The following is a 13,483-nucleotide window of genomic DNA, read 5'->3' on the forward strand; positions in this document are numbered from 1 at the left end:
TTTGATTTTGCGATTTACCGGACGGCGGCGCTGACGGACTGGATGTTTTTCAGCTTTTTAAGGCGTTTCATGACATTGTTTTGTTTTCCGAAGAATTCGTAAAGCTCCTTGTAGTCTGCGTAAAGCTGATCGTACAATGTCACGTTTTCCGGAATCGGCTTATACGTGTGATCTTTTACTTTTCCCATATGCATGACAGCCTCTTCGATCTGATCATATCCGCCGTTTTCGCTTCCGGCCGCAACCGCTCCGAATATCGCCGAACCTAATGCCGGGGCTTGCGGAGAACCGGAAATTTTAATTTCCATATTTGTCACATCAGCATATATCTGCATGATAAACGGGTTTTTTTCGGCAATTCCCCCGGCGGCATACAGCTCTTCGATCGGCACGCCGCTCTGCCGGAACGTTTCGATGATCTTTCTCGTCCCGAATGCGGTTGCTTCAACCAACGCACGGAATATCTCCTCAGGCTTCGTTGATAAGGTCATCCCGAGCATCATCCCGGTCAAATCCGCATCGACGAGCGTCGAACGGTTTCCGTTCCACCAATCCAATGCAAGCAGACCGCTTTCGCCGACTCCCAATCTGTCCGCCTTTCGGGACAGCAGCTCGTAAATCGATATCCCCACTGCTTCAGCTTCTTTCGCATAGCTTTCCGGCACGAAGTGCTCGATCAGCCAATGAAAATGATCGCCGACGCACGATTGGCCCGCTTCATAGCCGACATAACCCGGCAGAATGCCGTTTTCCACGACTCCGCACATTCCCGGCACCATTCGGACGTCCTCGCCGAGCAGCATGTGGCAAGTGGATGTCCCCATGATCATCAGCATTTTCCCCGGCTCTGTAATGCCGACCGCCGGAACTGACACATGGGCATCGACATTGGCAACCGCGACCGCTGTACCCGGCAAAAGCCCCGTTTTAGCTGCCATTTCATCAGTTAAACCGCCGGCTTTCTCCCCTATCGGATAAATGTCTTCTGTCAATTTTTCCTGAACGACATGTTTCAGCTTCGGATGCAAAGCTGCGAAAAAATCTTCCGAAGGATAGCCGTCCATACGATTCCAGATCGCCTTATAGCCCGCCGTACAATTGTTTCGTTTCATCTTTCCGCACAGCCTGTATACGATCCAGTCCGCAGCCTCCATGATCTCGGCGGCGGCATCGTATATATGCGGTGCTTCTTCTGCGATTTGCATCACTTTCGGCACGAGCCATTCGGAGGAAATTTTTCCGCCGTACGTTTTCAGAAACGCTTCGTTTCGTTTCTCTGCCAGTTGATTCAGCCTGTTTGCCTGCTCCTGTGCGGCGTGATGCTTCCAAAGCTTCACATAGCTGTGGGGCTCTTCCGCGTATTCCTCCCTCATGCAAAGCGGGGTTCTGTCCTTATCTACAGGCAGAATCGTACATGCCGTAAAATCGATGCCGATACCGATGATCTCTTTTGGATCGACTTTCGACTGCCGCAAAAGGCTCGGAATCGTCCCTTCCAGCACTTCGATGTAATCAGCAGGATGCTGAAGCGCCCAGTCCCTCGGGAGCTTTTTCTTTGTCCCCGGCAATTCGCGGTCAATCACGCCGTGCGTATATTCTTTTACTGCTGTCGCAATTTCCTCTCCCGTCTGGACGTTGACCAGGACGGCTCTTCCCGACAATGTTCCGAAATCAACTCCGATTGCAAATGCCATAAGCTTGCGCGCCTCCTTAAAACTTGTAAAGCCGGTATGCTGCTTCACTCCATTTGAGTTCGTTGCGAAGGTTTGCTATCTTTGTGTCACGGTTGATCAGCACCGCTTCAATGCCCGTCATGTCAGCCCAATCCAGCATTTGTTCTGCGGTAAGCCGATAGGAAAGGCACGTGTGATGGGCTCCCCCCGCCAATATCCACGCCTCTGCAGACGTTTTGAGGGACGGCTGCGGCTTCCAAAGGACGCGCGCCACCGGAAGGTTCGGCATCTCATGCTGGACCCTTTCAGCATCGACCTCATTGATGACAAGCCGGAAACGCCCGCCCATATCGACTAAAGAAACGTTGACAGCAGGACCCGCCATTCCGTCAAAGACCAAACGGGCCGGATCGTCCTTTCCGCCGATCGACAAAGGATGCACTTCGATTCGCGGCTTCGTTTCGGCAATCGACGGGCACACTTCAAGCATGTGCGACCCGAGAATCATTTCGTTGCCCGGTTCAAAATGGTATGTGTAATCTTCCATGAACGACGTTTCTTTTCCGTCTGCCATCACTTTCATCATCCTGACAAGCGCAGCCGTTTTCCAGTCTCCCTCTCCGCCGAAGCCGTAGCCTTCAGCCATCAGGCGCTGAACGGCCAACCCCGGAAGCTGCTTCATACCGTGCAAGTCTTCAAAGGTCGTCGTAAAGGCGGTATAGCCTCCGTCCGAAAGAAAGCGCTTTAAGCCAAGCTCAATGCGGGCCTGCTCTTTTACGGATTCACGGGCCGCACCGTCTTCGGGGCACTCGTAAAGCTCTTCATATTCGGCAATCAGTTCATTTACGCTTTCTTTCGATACCGCTTTGATCTCCCGGACGAGGTCACCGATCCCATATCCGTCGACAGACCAGCCGAGCTGAATTTGAGCTTCGATTTTGTCCCCTTCCGTGACCGCCACATTGCGCATGTTGTCACCAAAGCGGGCCACTTTGATATGGCGGTTTTCAATTGAGGCCACAGCAGCGCTCATCCACCGGTCGATCTCCTTTTTTACTCCGGCGTCTTCCCAATGGCCGACGATGACTTTTCGATTCAGCCCCAATCTCGTTCCGACAAATCCGTATTCGCGGTCTCCGTGTGCAGACTGGTTGATATTCATAAAATCCATATCGATCGTTTCCCACGGAATGTCTCTGTTAAATTGAGTATGAAAGTGAAGCAGCGGCTTTTTCAGTTCCGCCAGTCCCGGAATCCACATTTTCGCCGGTGAAAACGTGTGCATCCAAGTGATGACGCCGGCGCATGCATCATCGCAATTCGCTTCTCTGATCAGTTTTCTGACCCCGTCAGGCGAGGTGGCAACCGCTTTATATTTGACGCTGTACCTCATTGAACCGTCGTTTAATCCCCTGCACATGATGTTTGCATGCTCTTCTACTTCTCTGACAGCTTCTTCTCCGTATAAATGCTGGCTCCCCGCAACAAACCAAAATTCGTACGCTTTTGATTGAAACAAGATTTTTCCTCCTTTGCTCCGGCATACATTATGAAACTACCAAAATGAAGCGCTTACAAAAACCTCTTAATACGTACGGACATCTAAAATCATGCTATATATTTGTACGAACGAGTTCATTATATTCTTTACACCACATACTGTCAATTACATTTCAGGCATTTTTTTGAACAAAAAAAGAAAAAAGCCAAGCAAAACATCTGCTTAGCTTGCTGCAATCGCTAATACGACGGCCAGCCCGCGGAATCCCAGTACAAATCATTGATCAGTAATTTGGAGACTCCGTTGTCAAGCGCATCATAGCTGTGTCTGACAATGATGGAATTGTCGACTACATCCTGATGCCCCGGCCCTTTCCAGCGGTCATTTCCGGCGTCTAATATCGTTCCTCCTCCCTCGAGCATATTCTTGCTGTTTTTATCATAGTAAGGACCTGTGATATTTTTTGAACGGCCGTAAGCGATTTTGTACGTGCTGTTCACCCCGAGGCAGCATCTGTCAAATGAAACGAACAAATAATAGTAGCCGTCTTTATACGTAATATTCGGCGCTTCAACAGCCCCGCCGTTATTCGGCCTTGCGGCGATGGAATAAAGCGTTCCCGTCGGCTTCATCGTTTTTTTATCGAGCTTTGTCAGCTTGATGCCGCTCCAAAAAGAGCCGAAAGAAAGCCACGGGTTTCCGTCTTTGTCAATCACTAAATCTCCGTCGATCGCATTATAATTGTCAGCTGAAGTCGTCCTGACCACAAGCCCGTCATCGCGCCATTTCCGTGAAGCGAGACTGTCTGTCGAAGCGAGCCCGATCGCCGAAGTATTTGATCCGAACGAAGAGATTGAATAATAAAGCCAGTACCGCCCGTTATAATAACTGATATCCGGCGCCCACTGATTCTTTTCATGATTTGGTACGTACGTTTTCCACCATGCCAACGGCGCTGGAAAAATACTCGGCGCCGCACTCCACGTAATTCCGTCATTCGATTTGATGACGCGCAGTCCATTTCCAATCCCCGTTCCAAAGGTATACCACGTATTTCCTTCTTTGATCATGGAAGGATCATGAATGACGTTGTCTCCCTTCGTATCCCAAAATGCAGCTGAAGCCGATTCAGACGCCAGCACCAGACCGATGATCAATGCCCCCGCGGTACAAATTCTCCGCAATTTGCGCTTCACAAAACCACTCTCCCATCCGATGTATTGTAACCTCTTTCAGAAGTCATTCCGGAATATATGTAAGCGCTTTCTATGATATTCCAAAAAAAATAAGCTGACAGCATGTTAGCAGCTGTCAGCTTATTTCATCAATCAAATGTAATCTGCTCGACCGTTTCGTTATCCAATCGCTTGATAACTTCGGTAATTAATTTGACGGCATTTTCATAATCATCGCGATGAAGCATCGCCGCATGCGTATGGATGTAGCGGGTTGCGATCGTAATCGAAAGAGCCGGCACCCCGTTTGCGGTCAGGTGGATCGAGCCTGAATCGGTTCCTCCTCCTGAAAGGGCATCATATTGGTATGGAATCCCGGCTTCATCTGCAACTTTTGTGACGAAATCGCGGAGCCCTTTATGGGAAACCATTGAAGCATCATACAGAATGATTTGCGGGCCTTTCCCCATCTTGCTCGTCGATTCTTTTTCAGAAATTCCCGGCGTATCTCCGGCAATTCCGACGTCGACCCCGAATGCGATGTCAGGCTTGATCGTATGTGCGGCGGTTTTGGCGCCGCGCAATCCGACTTCTTCCTGAACCGTCCCGACGCCGTACACAACATTCGGATGGTCAGAGCCTTTTAAGTTTTTCAAAACGTCTATCGCAATGGCGCAGCCGATACGGTTGTCCCACGCTTTTGCAAGCAGCATTTTTTCATTGTTCATGACTGTGAATTCAAAGTACGGGACAACCTGATCTCCGGGAAGAACGCCCCATTCCATCGCTTCCTCCCTGTTTGAAGCCCCGATGTCAATGAACATGTCTTTGATCTCAACCGGTTTTTTGCGCGCTTCAGGCGACAGGACATGAGGGGGTTTGGAACCGATCACGCCTGTGATGTCCCCTTTTTTGGTTACGACCGTTACACGCTGCGCCAGCATGACCTGTGACCACCAGCCCCCGACCGTTTGAAAGCGAAGATAGCCCCTGTCATCAATGCGCGTCACCATAAAACCGACTTCATCAAGGTGGCCGGCAATCATGATCTTCGGCCCGTCTGTCTGTCCGGTCTTTTTGGCGATCAAACTGCCGAGTCTGTCTGTCGTAACCTCGTCGGCATACGGCTCTATGTATGATTTCATGACTTGTCTGGGTTCTTTTTCATTCGCTGGAATTCCTTTTGCATCTGTTAGTTCTTTCAGCATCGTAAGCGTTTCATCTAGCTTTGCCATTTCTCTTACAGCCTCCTTTAATTAACCCTCAATTACTATTATACAAAAACAATCCTATTCAATACGATCAAGCCGCTTTTTTGGATAAAAAAATGAAACCTTCCGCTGTGCCGTTCGTATATATTCAGATATACCTGAATTTCTTTTACGGGAGGTTCATTTAAAAATGGCTGTTATCATTCTGAGAATCGTTTTGCTTGCGCTGTTGCTCTATGTCGTATTCAAAGTTGTTCAGTTTTTCGGTGATCCGAAACGCAGACTGAAATCGGCGCAGGCAAAAAAAGGTTTTTATTTTTTGGACGAACAAAAAAACACGCGCAAAAATTTCAAGCTAACGTTCAAAGGCGTACTGTTCGAAGGGGAAAAACACATTCCTTCCAAAGACCACCCTCTGTTTATCCATACGATCTTCGTGTGGATGGATGCTTCAGAAGAAAAGCTCAGGACTTTCACAAATGAGGATTTCAGCGAATTGGAAAACAAAATCAAAACCCGCTACCCCGATTGCAAAATCGATTGGGATTCATCGATTAAAAAATGGAAACATAAAAAAGCAGAAGAGCATTAGCGCCTCTTCTGCTTTTTCAGTTCATGAAATAAAAGCCCGCCAATGCGGCTTGAATCACGAAGAGGAAGGGGATTCCGAGCCGAAAGGACAAGTGCTTCGTTTTATGTCTGAAAAGGATCATGCCGAGCCAGACACCCGCGGAACCGAATGCAGCCGCAGTAAGCCAGATGCGGCGTTCAGGCACCCTCCATTTGTGTTGGACGGCTCTTCGTTTGTCTGCTCTCATCATGAAAAAGCCGTATCCGTTAATGATCATAAAGAATATCAGCATCAGATGCATTCGGTGTTTCTCCCCTTGCCCTTAAATGAAAAGGGCCGCTTAAACGCGGCCCTTTTCATTATTTGTTTAATTGAGCTTTAGCAGCGTCAGCAAGCTGATTGAATGCAGAAAGATCGTTTACAGCAAGATCGGCAAGCATTTTGCGGTTTACTTCGATGCCGGAAAGTTTCAGACCGTGCATTAAACGGCTGTAAGAAAGGCCGTTCATACGAGCTGCGGCATTGATACGAGTGATCCACAGTTTGCGGAAGTCGCGTTTTTTCTGACGACGGTCACGGAAAGCGTAGTTTCCGGATTTCATCACTTGCTGGTTAGCTACTTTATATAATGTATGTTTTGAACCAAAATAACCTTTTGCTAATTTAAGAACCTTTTTACGACGTTTGCGTGTAACAGTTCCGCCTTTTACTCTTGGCATTAGATTTCCCTCCTAATTATCCCTTTTCCGAATTACTTAATGTTAGCAAGCTGCTGCTTGATGCGTTTGAAATCGCCTGCGCTGACGATCGCGCCTTTGCGAAGCTTGCGTTTTTGTTTTTGAGATTTATTTGCGAACAAGTGGCTTGTATATGCATGAGAACGTTTCAGTTTCCCGGAACCTGTCTTTTTAAAACGTTTCGCAGATCCGCGGTGAGTTTTCATTTTTGGCATGGATGTTTCCTCCTTAATTACTTTTCATTTTTAGGTGCAAGCACCAGGAACATGCTGCGGCCGTCCATTTTCGGCTTCGTTTCAACGGTCGCAACTTCCGCGCATGCTTCCGAAAAACGGTCAAGCACGCGCTGTCCGATTTCTTTATGCGTGATCGCGCGGCCTTTAAAGCGGATGGATGCTTTCACTTTGTCCCCTTTTTGCAGAAACTTGATGGCGTTGCGAAGCTTTGTATTAAAGTCGTGCTCTTCAATACCAGGGCTCAGCCGCACTTCTTTTAAGTTAATGATTTTTTGATTTTTGCGTGCTTCTTTTTCCTTTTTCTGCTGCTCGAATCTGTACTTTCCGTAGTCCATAATCCGGCAGACAGGCGGTTTTGCATTTGCTGCAACTAACACAAGGTCAAGATTGGCGCGACCGGCAATTTCAAGTGCTTCCTGGCGGGATTTGATCCCAAGCTGGTCGCCATTTTGTCCGATCAAACGAACCTCACGCGCACGGATACCCTCATTAACCAATTGATCTTTGCTAATAATGAGCCACCTCCATAGAATCTTTGAATTGATTTCACAACTCATTTTGACCGCTTCATTGCATTTTCACAGGCAAACAAAAAGTGCGGGCATAAAAACACCCACACTGCGAACATCTGCATGAAAAAATAAGAATGTACGTTTAACCTGCCAACTACAAGAATGTGTCAATCAGGTGAGAAGCGGGTGCTTCTGCTTGTTGATATATATTCAATTCATTATCCATCTTACATAAATAAATCTTTCAAGTCAAGATATAAAATTTATTGCAACATTCGTTATTATAACAGGTCGTATTTAAAATCGCAACGCTGATTTTATTTTTCTTTTTTCGAGCCTCTTATCCGCCGACGATCTGAATGAACACCGGAATGACGAACACGGTCACAACGCCGACGACAACGACTGCAATGCTTGCCATGGCGGCTTCGACTTCCCCCATTTCGATCCCGACAGCCACGCCGAGGGCATGTCCTGACGTACCAAGCGCCAAGCCTTTTGCGATCGGATTCTTTACGCGAAAGAGTTTTAAGAAGAGCGCCCCAAGCGCATAGACGATGACAGCGTTAAAAATAACCGCAAATGCCGTAATGTCCGTGATGCCGCCGATGCCTTTTGATAACGGCAGAGCGATCGCCGTTGTGGCAGCCTGCGGCAGCATGCTCTTCATGACGGCGTCGTCAAGGTGGATTCCTTTTGCAATGAGATAAACGACGGCGACCGAACAGACGGAGCCGGCAACGATGGCCGAGAGAATCTGCCACCAATACTTCTTCAATGTAGCCGCCTGCTTGTATAAAGGAATCGCAAACGCGATCGTTGCGGGCTCTAAAAAGAACTTAATGATATCTCCCCCGCTTTTGTAATCCTCATACGAAAAACCACCGATTTTAAGGAATGCGATGCCGAGCACCATGGCGACGAACAAAGGCGTAAACAAGAAAAATCCGTTTGTTTTTTTAAAAAGATAAGTGCCGATCCCGAAAGCGGCAAGCGATACGACGATGCCGAAATACGGTGACATACCTGAAAACCCCCTTTAAGAAGCTGTTTTTTTGGCTGTTTCTGTTTCAAGCGTCCCGGCTTCCCGCTTTTTGCCGCCGGCGGACAGAATTATCTGAGAAAACAGTCCGGTTGCGCCAAGCAAAATGACGGTAGCCAGAAGAATAACGAACACGATCAACAATCCGTATTTTTCCATGACACCGAGCGAATTCATGACGGAAATCCCCGAAGGAACGAATAAAAATCCGATGAGAGAGGTTAATGCCGCGCCGAGCGATTCGACCTGCTCAAGCTTGACTACCTTCATGCATAACAGCGTGAATAAAAGAACCAGCCCAATGACTGATGCCGGAATCGGAATGGGCAGCAAACCGGCGATTCCGTTTGAAACAAGCATAATGACAGCGAAAATACATGCCTGTGTTAAAAAGCCGTATACCTTTTTCGCACTCATGTCGATCACCTCTTTGGCTTTGTTGGCATCATTATATAAAACAAAGCCCGGAGAAAAAGCGCTTTCATTAAAACTCGCCGGATATCGAAGATCAGTTGCAGAAATCGGGCGGTGAAATACAGATCTTCCCCGGTATGGGCGCTTGCCGATTTTCACAATATATCCATTCCAATTTGTGCTAATTGGCAAGCATCCATCGTATAGTTAGTAACGTGAAAAAAGAAAGGGGGCCTAAAGAAAAATATGCATACCGGAAAACAGACCGGCATGCCCGGACGGCGCTTAGAACTTGCATCCTTGATCAACCGGGGATTGGAACCTGAAGACGATTCCCTCGCCGCAGAATCACCGGTGTTTACGGACGACCCGTTTAAGCTGGGAGTGGCCTCGGGCGAACCGCTCCCGGACGGATTTGTATTATGGACGAGACTTGCACCGGACCCGCTTGCTGAAGACGGTTTGGGCGGAATGCCGGACAGGAGTGTGCCGGTCAGGTGGGAGATCGCCGAAGATGAGCATTTTCGCAAAATCGTCAGGCGCGGAACGGCATCAGCCCTCCCGGAGCTTGCCCACTCGGTCCATGTCGAAGTGAACGGACTGAAGCCGGCAAGATATTATTGGTACAGATTCAAAGCGGGTGATGAGATCAGCCGGGTCGGCCGCACGAAAACCGCGCCTCCTCCGTATGCCGATCTTGCCGGGATGTCATTTTCCCTTGCATCGTGCCAGGCCTGGTACCACGGCTATTTCACCGCTTATCGCCACATGGCCGCGGACCATCCCGACGTCGTGTTTTTCCTTGGCGACTATATTTACGAATATCCCATTAATGAAAACAATCTTTACCGGGATGTCAAGCTGTCCGATGTGCACAATGCAAAGACTGTCACCCTCAGCCAATATCGTCTGCGGTACTCCCTTTTCAAGACCGATCCTGACCTCCAGGCGATCCACGCATTAGCGCCTTGGATCGTGACCATGGATGACCATGAAGTGGAAAACAATTATGCCGGCGTGTATTCGCAATATAACCCTTCTGTCGAAGAGTTTCTCAAGCAGCGCGCAGCCGCCTATCAAGCTTTTTATGAAAACATTCCGGTCAGAAGCGCCTCGATTCCAAAGGGGCCGGATATGCTCATGTACCGGCGTTTCCGCTATGGAAACCTGGCTGAATTCAACGTCCTTGACACCCGGCAGTACCGCAGCAAATATCCGGCAAACGAGCGGGAACGGCTCGATCCGTCCCGGTCCATACTCGGAAAAGCCCAGGAGCAGTGGCTGTTCCGCGGGCTGAGCAGGTCGAATGCAATTTGGAATATGCTCACGCAGCAGGTCGTTTTGGCGCAAATCGACCGCGACACCGGACCGGGAACGGCGTACAGCGTCGATCAGTGGGACGGCTATCCCGCTACGCGCGACAGGCTTTTCTCCGCATATCAAACATGCGGCATCCAAAATCCCGTCGTTCTGACGGGGGACATCCATCGACACGCCGCTGCGGATCTGAAAGCAGATTTCAATGATCCTCAGTCAAAAACGATCGGCACAGAGCTGATTACCACATCCATCTCCTCAGACGGCGATGGGTCAGAAACCGATTCGCTGGCACCGATCTGGCTGGGAAATCCCCATGTCAAGCTGTACAATGCACAGCGCGGCTACGTCCGCTGTACGATGACTCCCAAACAGCTCAAAGCCGACTTTCAGGTTCTTCCTTACATTACCCGCCCGGGAGCTCCTGTCTCGACATATGCGGGCTTTGTCATTGAAGCTGGCCGTCCGGGACTGCAAAGGATTCATTAAAAACTGCTTCACATCAAATGAAGCAGTTTTTTCAGTTCTTTTGCATATGTACGGCTGACAGGAATCGTTGAGCCGTCTTTCATCAGCAGATTATACGTCGAGTTGAACCAAGGCTTTACCTCTTTCATATGGCCCATGTTGGCCAAAAAGCTTCTGTGAACCCTGATAAACAAAGATTGCGGAAGCTTTTGCTCAAGCACGACCAGCGTATCGTGGACTGCATACGACGTATCAAAGGTTTTGACGATGACCCGGCCGTCTTTCAATCCGGCATAGACGATTTCAGCAGCGTCGAGGATCACGATCGACTCGTCAACGTTGAGAGCAAGCCTTTGATGGCCGGACGGCGGCTTTTCCTCGTTGTTTTCCGGGTGCATTCGTCTGTATTTTTTGATCGTTTGTCTGATGCGCTCTTCATCAAAGGGCTTTGTCAAATAGTCGATCGCATCGACTTCAAATGCTTTCAGCGCATATTCGTCATATGCCGTGGCAAACACGACAGCCGGCGGCGCCGACATTTTTTTCAGGCGCTTGGCGATGTCGAATCCGTTTTCCCCTGACAAATCGATGTCTAAAAAAAGAATATCCGGCTTTTGGTCCGCCATTTTGTCAAATGCTTCTTCGATATGTTCAGCTTCGTCTATCGTACCCACTTCTTTCGTCCGCTCCAGCAAATATCTCAATTCGTCGCGGGCAAACATTTCATCGTCAACGATTAATACCTTAAGCATCGATCTTCATCCTCCCTTTGCGATTTAAAAGGAATTTTGAAAGACACTTCAGTTCCTTTATCGCGTTCACTGGACAGTTTTAAAGCGGCCTGCTGTCCGAACAGGCCCGTCAGCCGCTGGTTCAGATTGTAAAGCGCCGTCCCGTTTCCTTCCTTTGAAGACGACGGCGTTTTTCCCAATTGCTCCAGCATCCCGGGCTCGATTCCCCTGCCATTGTCTGACACCTTCATGAGGACGCCGCCTTGCTCCGAACGGACGCAAACGGTCACCCTGCACGTCTTCTGTTTTTTCGGAAAAGCGTGGCGCAGCGCGTTTTCCACAAGCATCTGCAAAATAAATGGCGGTATTTCCATATGTTCAAGCCCGTCCTCAATGTGAAAATCGATTGTATATTTTCCCGGAAAACGCGCCTGCTCCAAGGATAAATATGCTTCAAGATGGTTCAGCTCCTTTGAGAGCGGAATCAATAGCTGCCTCGCCCCCTGCAGGTTTGAGCGGAAATAGACGCTGAGCTGAAGCAGGAGCTTTCTCGTTTTTTCGGCGTCTGTCCGGCACAATGCTGAGATCGTATGAATCGCATTGAATAAAAAATGCGGATTGACCTGAGCTTGCAGCGCTTTGATTTCGGCATCTTTCAATAGCTTCTTTTGCAGCTCCGCTTCCCCGAGCTCAAGCTGTGTTGAAAAAAGCATCGCAAGGCCTTCGGCAAGCTCTTCTGCCACGCGGTTTAGCCCCGCCGGATTCTTGAAGTACAGCTTCAGAGTGCCGATCGTCTTCCGGTTGGAGATCAGGGGCAGCACAATCGCGGCCTGAAGCGGGCAAGAGTGATGGGTGCACTCGATTTCGTCGCGCGATTTCACCTTCATGACTTTCCCCGTTTTGATGACTTTTTTCGATAAACCGGTGATCAGGCTTCTCGAAGGAATATGGTGATCAGCCCCTTCGCCGACATGCGCGAGAATCGTTTCCCTGTCTGTAATCGACACGGCATCCGTGCCTGTCATCTGATGAATAATCAGGGCCGCGCTTTTGCACGATGTCTCATTCAGCCCCTGGCGGAAAAACGGCAGCGTCTGATCGGCAATCGAAAACACCTTGTGCGTCTGCATGGCTTTTGCCTGTTCTTCTTTACGGATAATCGATTGAATGATCGACAGAAAGATAAAACTGCCTGTCCCATTGACGATGACCATCGGGATGCCGATCATCTGAACGAGCGCTACAGCGTCTGACCGCGGCGCAGCAAGCATGATGATCATCATCATTTGCAGCGCTTCCATTGAAATGCCTGCAAGAGCCGCGACCCGCGGCGTCACCATTTGGTGCCTCTTCCGGAAAAAACGCCCGATATAACCCGATATAACCCCCGCCAACACGGAAGAAACCGCACAGCTTAAAGCCGTACTTCCTCCAAGCGAAAAACGGTGAATTCCCGCAAGAATCCCGACCCCGGCGCCAACGAAGGGCCCCCCGATCAAGCCGCCGATTTCGACTCCGAGAATTCTCGTATTGGCGATCGAGCTCGACGGGTCGATCGCAAAAATCCAATCATTGTTTAAAATCTCGTGATCTCGAATCTCAATTCCCGTATAGTTGCTGATAATGCTGAAAAGTGAAAAGATACAAATGAGAACGGCCTTCCCCTTATATCCTTCCGGATGCTGAAGGTGCTGCCGGAACACCTTCATATGGGCGAGAATAAAACCAAGGATCACGATGATCCCCACTCTTTCCAGCATCATGATCATTAAATGGATCATGTTATCCCCTTGCTTTCTCACAAATTTTGAGTCCGCCCTCATTTTATCATATCTATCGCCATTCAAACTTTCGCGCTTTATCACATCACATTCTTAAAATCTCTGCTTTATCAT

General features: G+C 48.9%; 14 protein-coding genes and 1 other annotated feature. Of the genes, 2 read left to right on the forward strand and 12 right to left on the reverse strand.

The features are described from left to right. Positions 1 to 14: 14 nt before the first annotated feature. From araB to NSQ39_RS14015, 4 genes are all read right to left on the reverse strand, one after another. Positions 15 to 1,694, reverse strand: a complete 1,680-nt coding sequence (gene araB, locus NSQ39_RS14000) for a ribulokinase (RefSeq protein WP_175076781.1) — start codon at positions 1,692 to 1,694, stop codon at positions 15 to 17. 16 nt (positions 1,695 to 1,710) lie between these two features. Further along, positions 1,711 to 3,192, reverse strand: coding sequence for an L-arabinose isomerase (gene araA / locus NSQ39_RS14005; RefSeq protein WP_175076782.1), 1,482 nt, complete (start codon positions 3,190 to 3,192; stop codon positions 1,711 to 1,713). A gap of 221 nt (positions 3,193 to 3,413) precedes the next feature. Continuing rightward, on the reverse strand, positions 3,414 to 4,370 hold the full coding sequence (locus NSQ39_RS14010) for a glycoside hydrolase family 43 protein (RefSeq protein WP_175076783.1): 957 nt from the start codon (positions 4,368 to 4,370) through the stop codon (positions 3,414 to 3,416). Positions 4,371 to 4,498: 128 nt separating this feature from the next. Beyond that, a complete protein-coding gene (locus NSQ39_RS14015; RefSeq protein WP_046132161.1) occupies positions 4,499 to 5,584 on the reverse strand; it encodes a M42 family metallopeptidase in 1,086 nt (361 codons plus the stop codon). Positions 5,585 to 5,750: 166 nt separating this feature from the next. Here NSQ39_RS14015 and NSQ39_RS14020 point away from each other — a divergent pair, with 166 nt between their 5' ends. Continuing rightward, entirely contained in the window at positions 5,751 to 6,152 is a 402-nt protein-coding gene (locus NSQ39_RS14020; protein ID WP_175076784.1) for a sigma-w pathway protein ysdB, read from the forward strand. Between the two features lie 16 nt (positions 6,153 to 6,168). Here NSQ39_RS14020 and NSQ39_RS14025 read toward each other — a convergent pair whose 3' ends face one another. From NSQ39_RS14025 to lrgA, 6 genes are all read right to left on the reverse strand, one after another. Continuing rightward, entirely contained in the window at positions 6,169 to 6,432 is a 264-nt protein-coding gene (locus NSQ39_RS14025) for a DUF1294 domain-containing protein (RefSeq protein ID WP_046132159.1), read from the reverse strand. Positions 6,433 to 6,490: 58 nt separating this feature from the next. Further along, positions 6,491 to 6,850, reverse strand: coding sequence for a 50S ribosomal protein L20 (gene rplT / locus NSQ39_RS14030; RefSeq protein WP_006637946.1), 360 nt, complete (start codon positions 6,848 to 6,850; stop codon positions 6,491 to 6,493). 32 nt (positions 6,851 to 6,882) lie between these two features. Continuing rightward, positions 6,883 to 7,083 (reverse strand): 50S ribosomal protein L35, encoded by a 201-nt coding sequence (gene rpmI, locus NSQ39_RS14035; protein ID WP_003152493.1) that lies wholly within the window; start codon positions 7,081 to 7,083, stop codon positions 6,883 to 6,885. Positions 7,084 to 7,100: 17 nt separating this feature from the next. Continuing rightward, complete coding sequence (gene infC, locus NSQ39_RS14040) at positions 7,101 to 7,619, reverse strand: translation initiation factor IF-3 (protein WP_087962510.1); 519 nt, start codon at positions 7,617 to 7,619, stop codon at positions 7,101 to 7,103. Positions 7,620 to 7,687: 68 nt separating this feature from the next. Next, positions 7,688 to 7,820 (reverse strand) — a sequence feature (ribosomal protein L20 leader region). A 136-nt stretch (positions 7,821 to 7,956) separates the two neighbouring features. Next, entirely contained in the window at positions 7,957 to 8,640 is a 684-nt protein-coding gene (gene lrgB, locus NSQ39_RS14045) for an antiholin-like protein LrgB (RefSeq protein WP_048353891.1), read from the reverse strand. Positions 8,641 to 8,655: 15 nt separating this feature from the next. Then, complete coding sequence (lrgA, locus tag NSQ39_RS14050) at positions 8,656 to 9,075, reverse strand: antiholin-like murein hydrolase modulator LrgA (protein ID WP_175076820.1); 420 nt, start codon at positions 9,073 to 9,075, stop codon at positions 8,656 to 8,658. A gap of 243 nt (positions 9,076 to 9,318) precedes the next feature. Here lrgA and NSQ39_RS14055 point away from each other — a divergent pair, with 243 nt between their 5' ends. Further along, positions 9,319 to 10,878 carry an alkaline phosphatase D family protein gene (locus NSQ39_RS14055; protein WP_175076785.1) on the forward strand — a complete coding sequence of 520 codons (1,560 nt, stop codon included), beginning with the start codon at positions 9,319 to 9,321 and terminating at the stop codon, positions 10,876 to 10,878. Between the two features lie 8 nt (positions 10,879 to 10,886). Here NSQ39_RS14055 and NSQ39_RS14060 read toward each other — a convergent pair whose 3' ends face one another. Then, a complete protein-coding gene (locus tag NSQ39_RS14060; protein ID WP_046132156.1) occupies positions 10,887 to 11,609 on the reverse strand; it encodes a LytR/AlgR family response regulator transcription factor in 723 nt (240 codons plus the stop codon). Continuing rightward, complete coding sequence (locus tag NSQ39_RS14065; protein ID WP_175076786.1) at positions 11,594 to 13,369, reverse strand: sensor histidine kinase; 1,776 nt, start codon at positions 13,367 to 13,369, stop codon at positions 11,594 to 11,596. The genes NSQ39_RS14060 and NSQ39_RS14065 overlap by 16 nt, the downstream gene beginning before the upstream one ends. Positions 13,370 to 13,483 lie beyond the last annotated feature (114 nt).

The sequence above is a fragment of the Bacillus sp. FSL W8-0848 genome (assembly GCF_038007805.1).
In the GTDB taxonomy this organism is placed as follows: Bacteria; Bacillota; Bacilli; order Bacillales; family Bacillaceae; genus Bacillus; species Bacillus glycinifermentans.

Excerpts from the sequence above, each read along its gene's own strand:
- rplT (WP_006637946.1), bottom strand. The coding sequence starts at position 6,850 with ATGCCAAGAGTAAAAGGCGGAACTGTTACACGCAAACGTCGTAAAAAG.
- NSQ39_RS14060 (WP_046132156.1), bottom strand. The coding sequence starts at position 11,609 with ATGCTTAAGGTATTAATCGTTGACGATGAAATGTTTGCCCGCGACGAA.
- NSQ39_RS14015 (WP_046132161.1), bottom strand. The coding sequence starts at position 5,584 with ATGGCAAAGCTAGATGAAACGCTTACGATGCTGAAAGAACTAACAGAT.
- NSQ39_RS14055 (WP_175076785.1), top strand. The coding sequence starts at position 9,319 with ATGCATACCGGAAAACAGACCGGCATGCCCGGACGGCGCTTAGAACTT.
- NSQ39_RS14025 (WP_046132159.1), bottom strand. The coding sequence starts at position 6,432 with ATGCATCTGATGCTGATATTCTTTATGATCATTAACGGATACGGCTTT.
- rpmI (WP_003152493.1), bottom strand. The coding sequence starts at position 7,083 with ATGCCAAAAATGAAAACTCACCGCGGATCTGCGAAACGTTTTAAAAAG.
- NSQ39_RS14065 (WP_175076786.1), bottom strand. The coding sequence starts at position 13,369 with ATGATCCATTTAATGATCATGATGCTGGAAAGAGTGGGGATCATCGTG.
- lrgA (WP_175076820.1), bottom strand. The coding sequence starts at position 9,075 with ATGAGTGCGAAAAAGGTATACGGCTTTTTAACACAGGCATGTATTTTC.
- NSQ39_RS14020 (WP_175076784.1), top strand. The coding sequence starts at position 5,751 with ATGGCTGTTATCATTCTGAGAATCGTTTTGCTTGCGCTGTTGCTCTAT.
- lrgB (WP_048353891.1), bottom strand. The coding sequence starts at position 8,640 with ATGTCACCGTATTTCGGCATCGTCGTATCGCTTGCCGCTTTCGGGATC.
- araB (WP_175076781.1), bottom strand. The coding sequence starts at position 1,694 with ATGGCATTTGCAATCGGAGTTGATTTCGGAACATTGTCGGGAAGAGCC.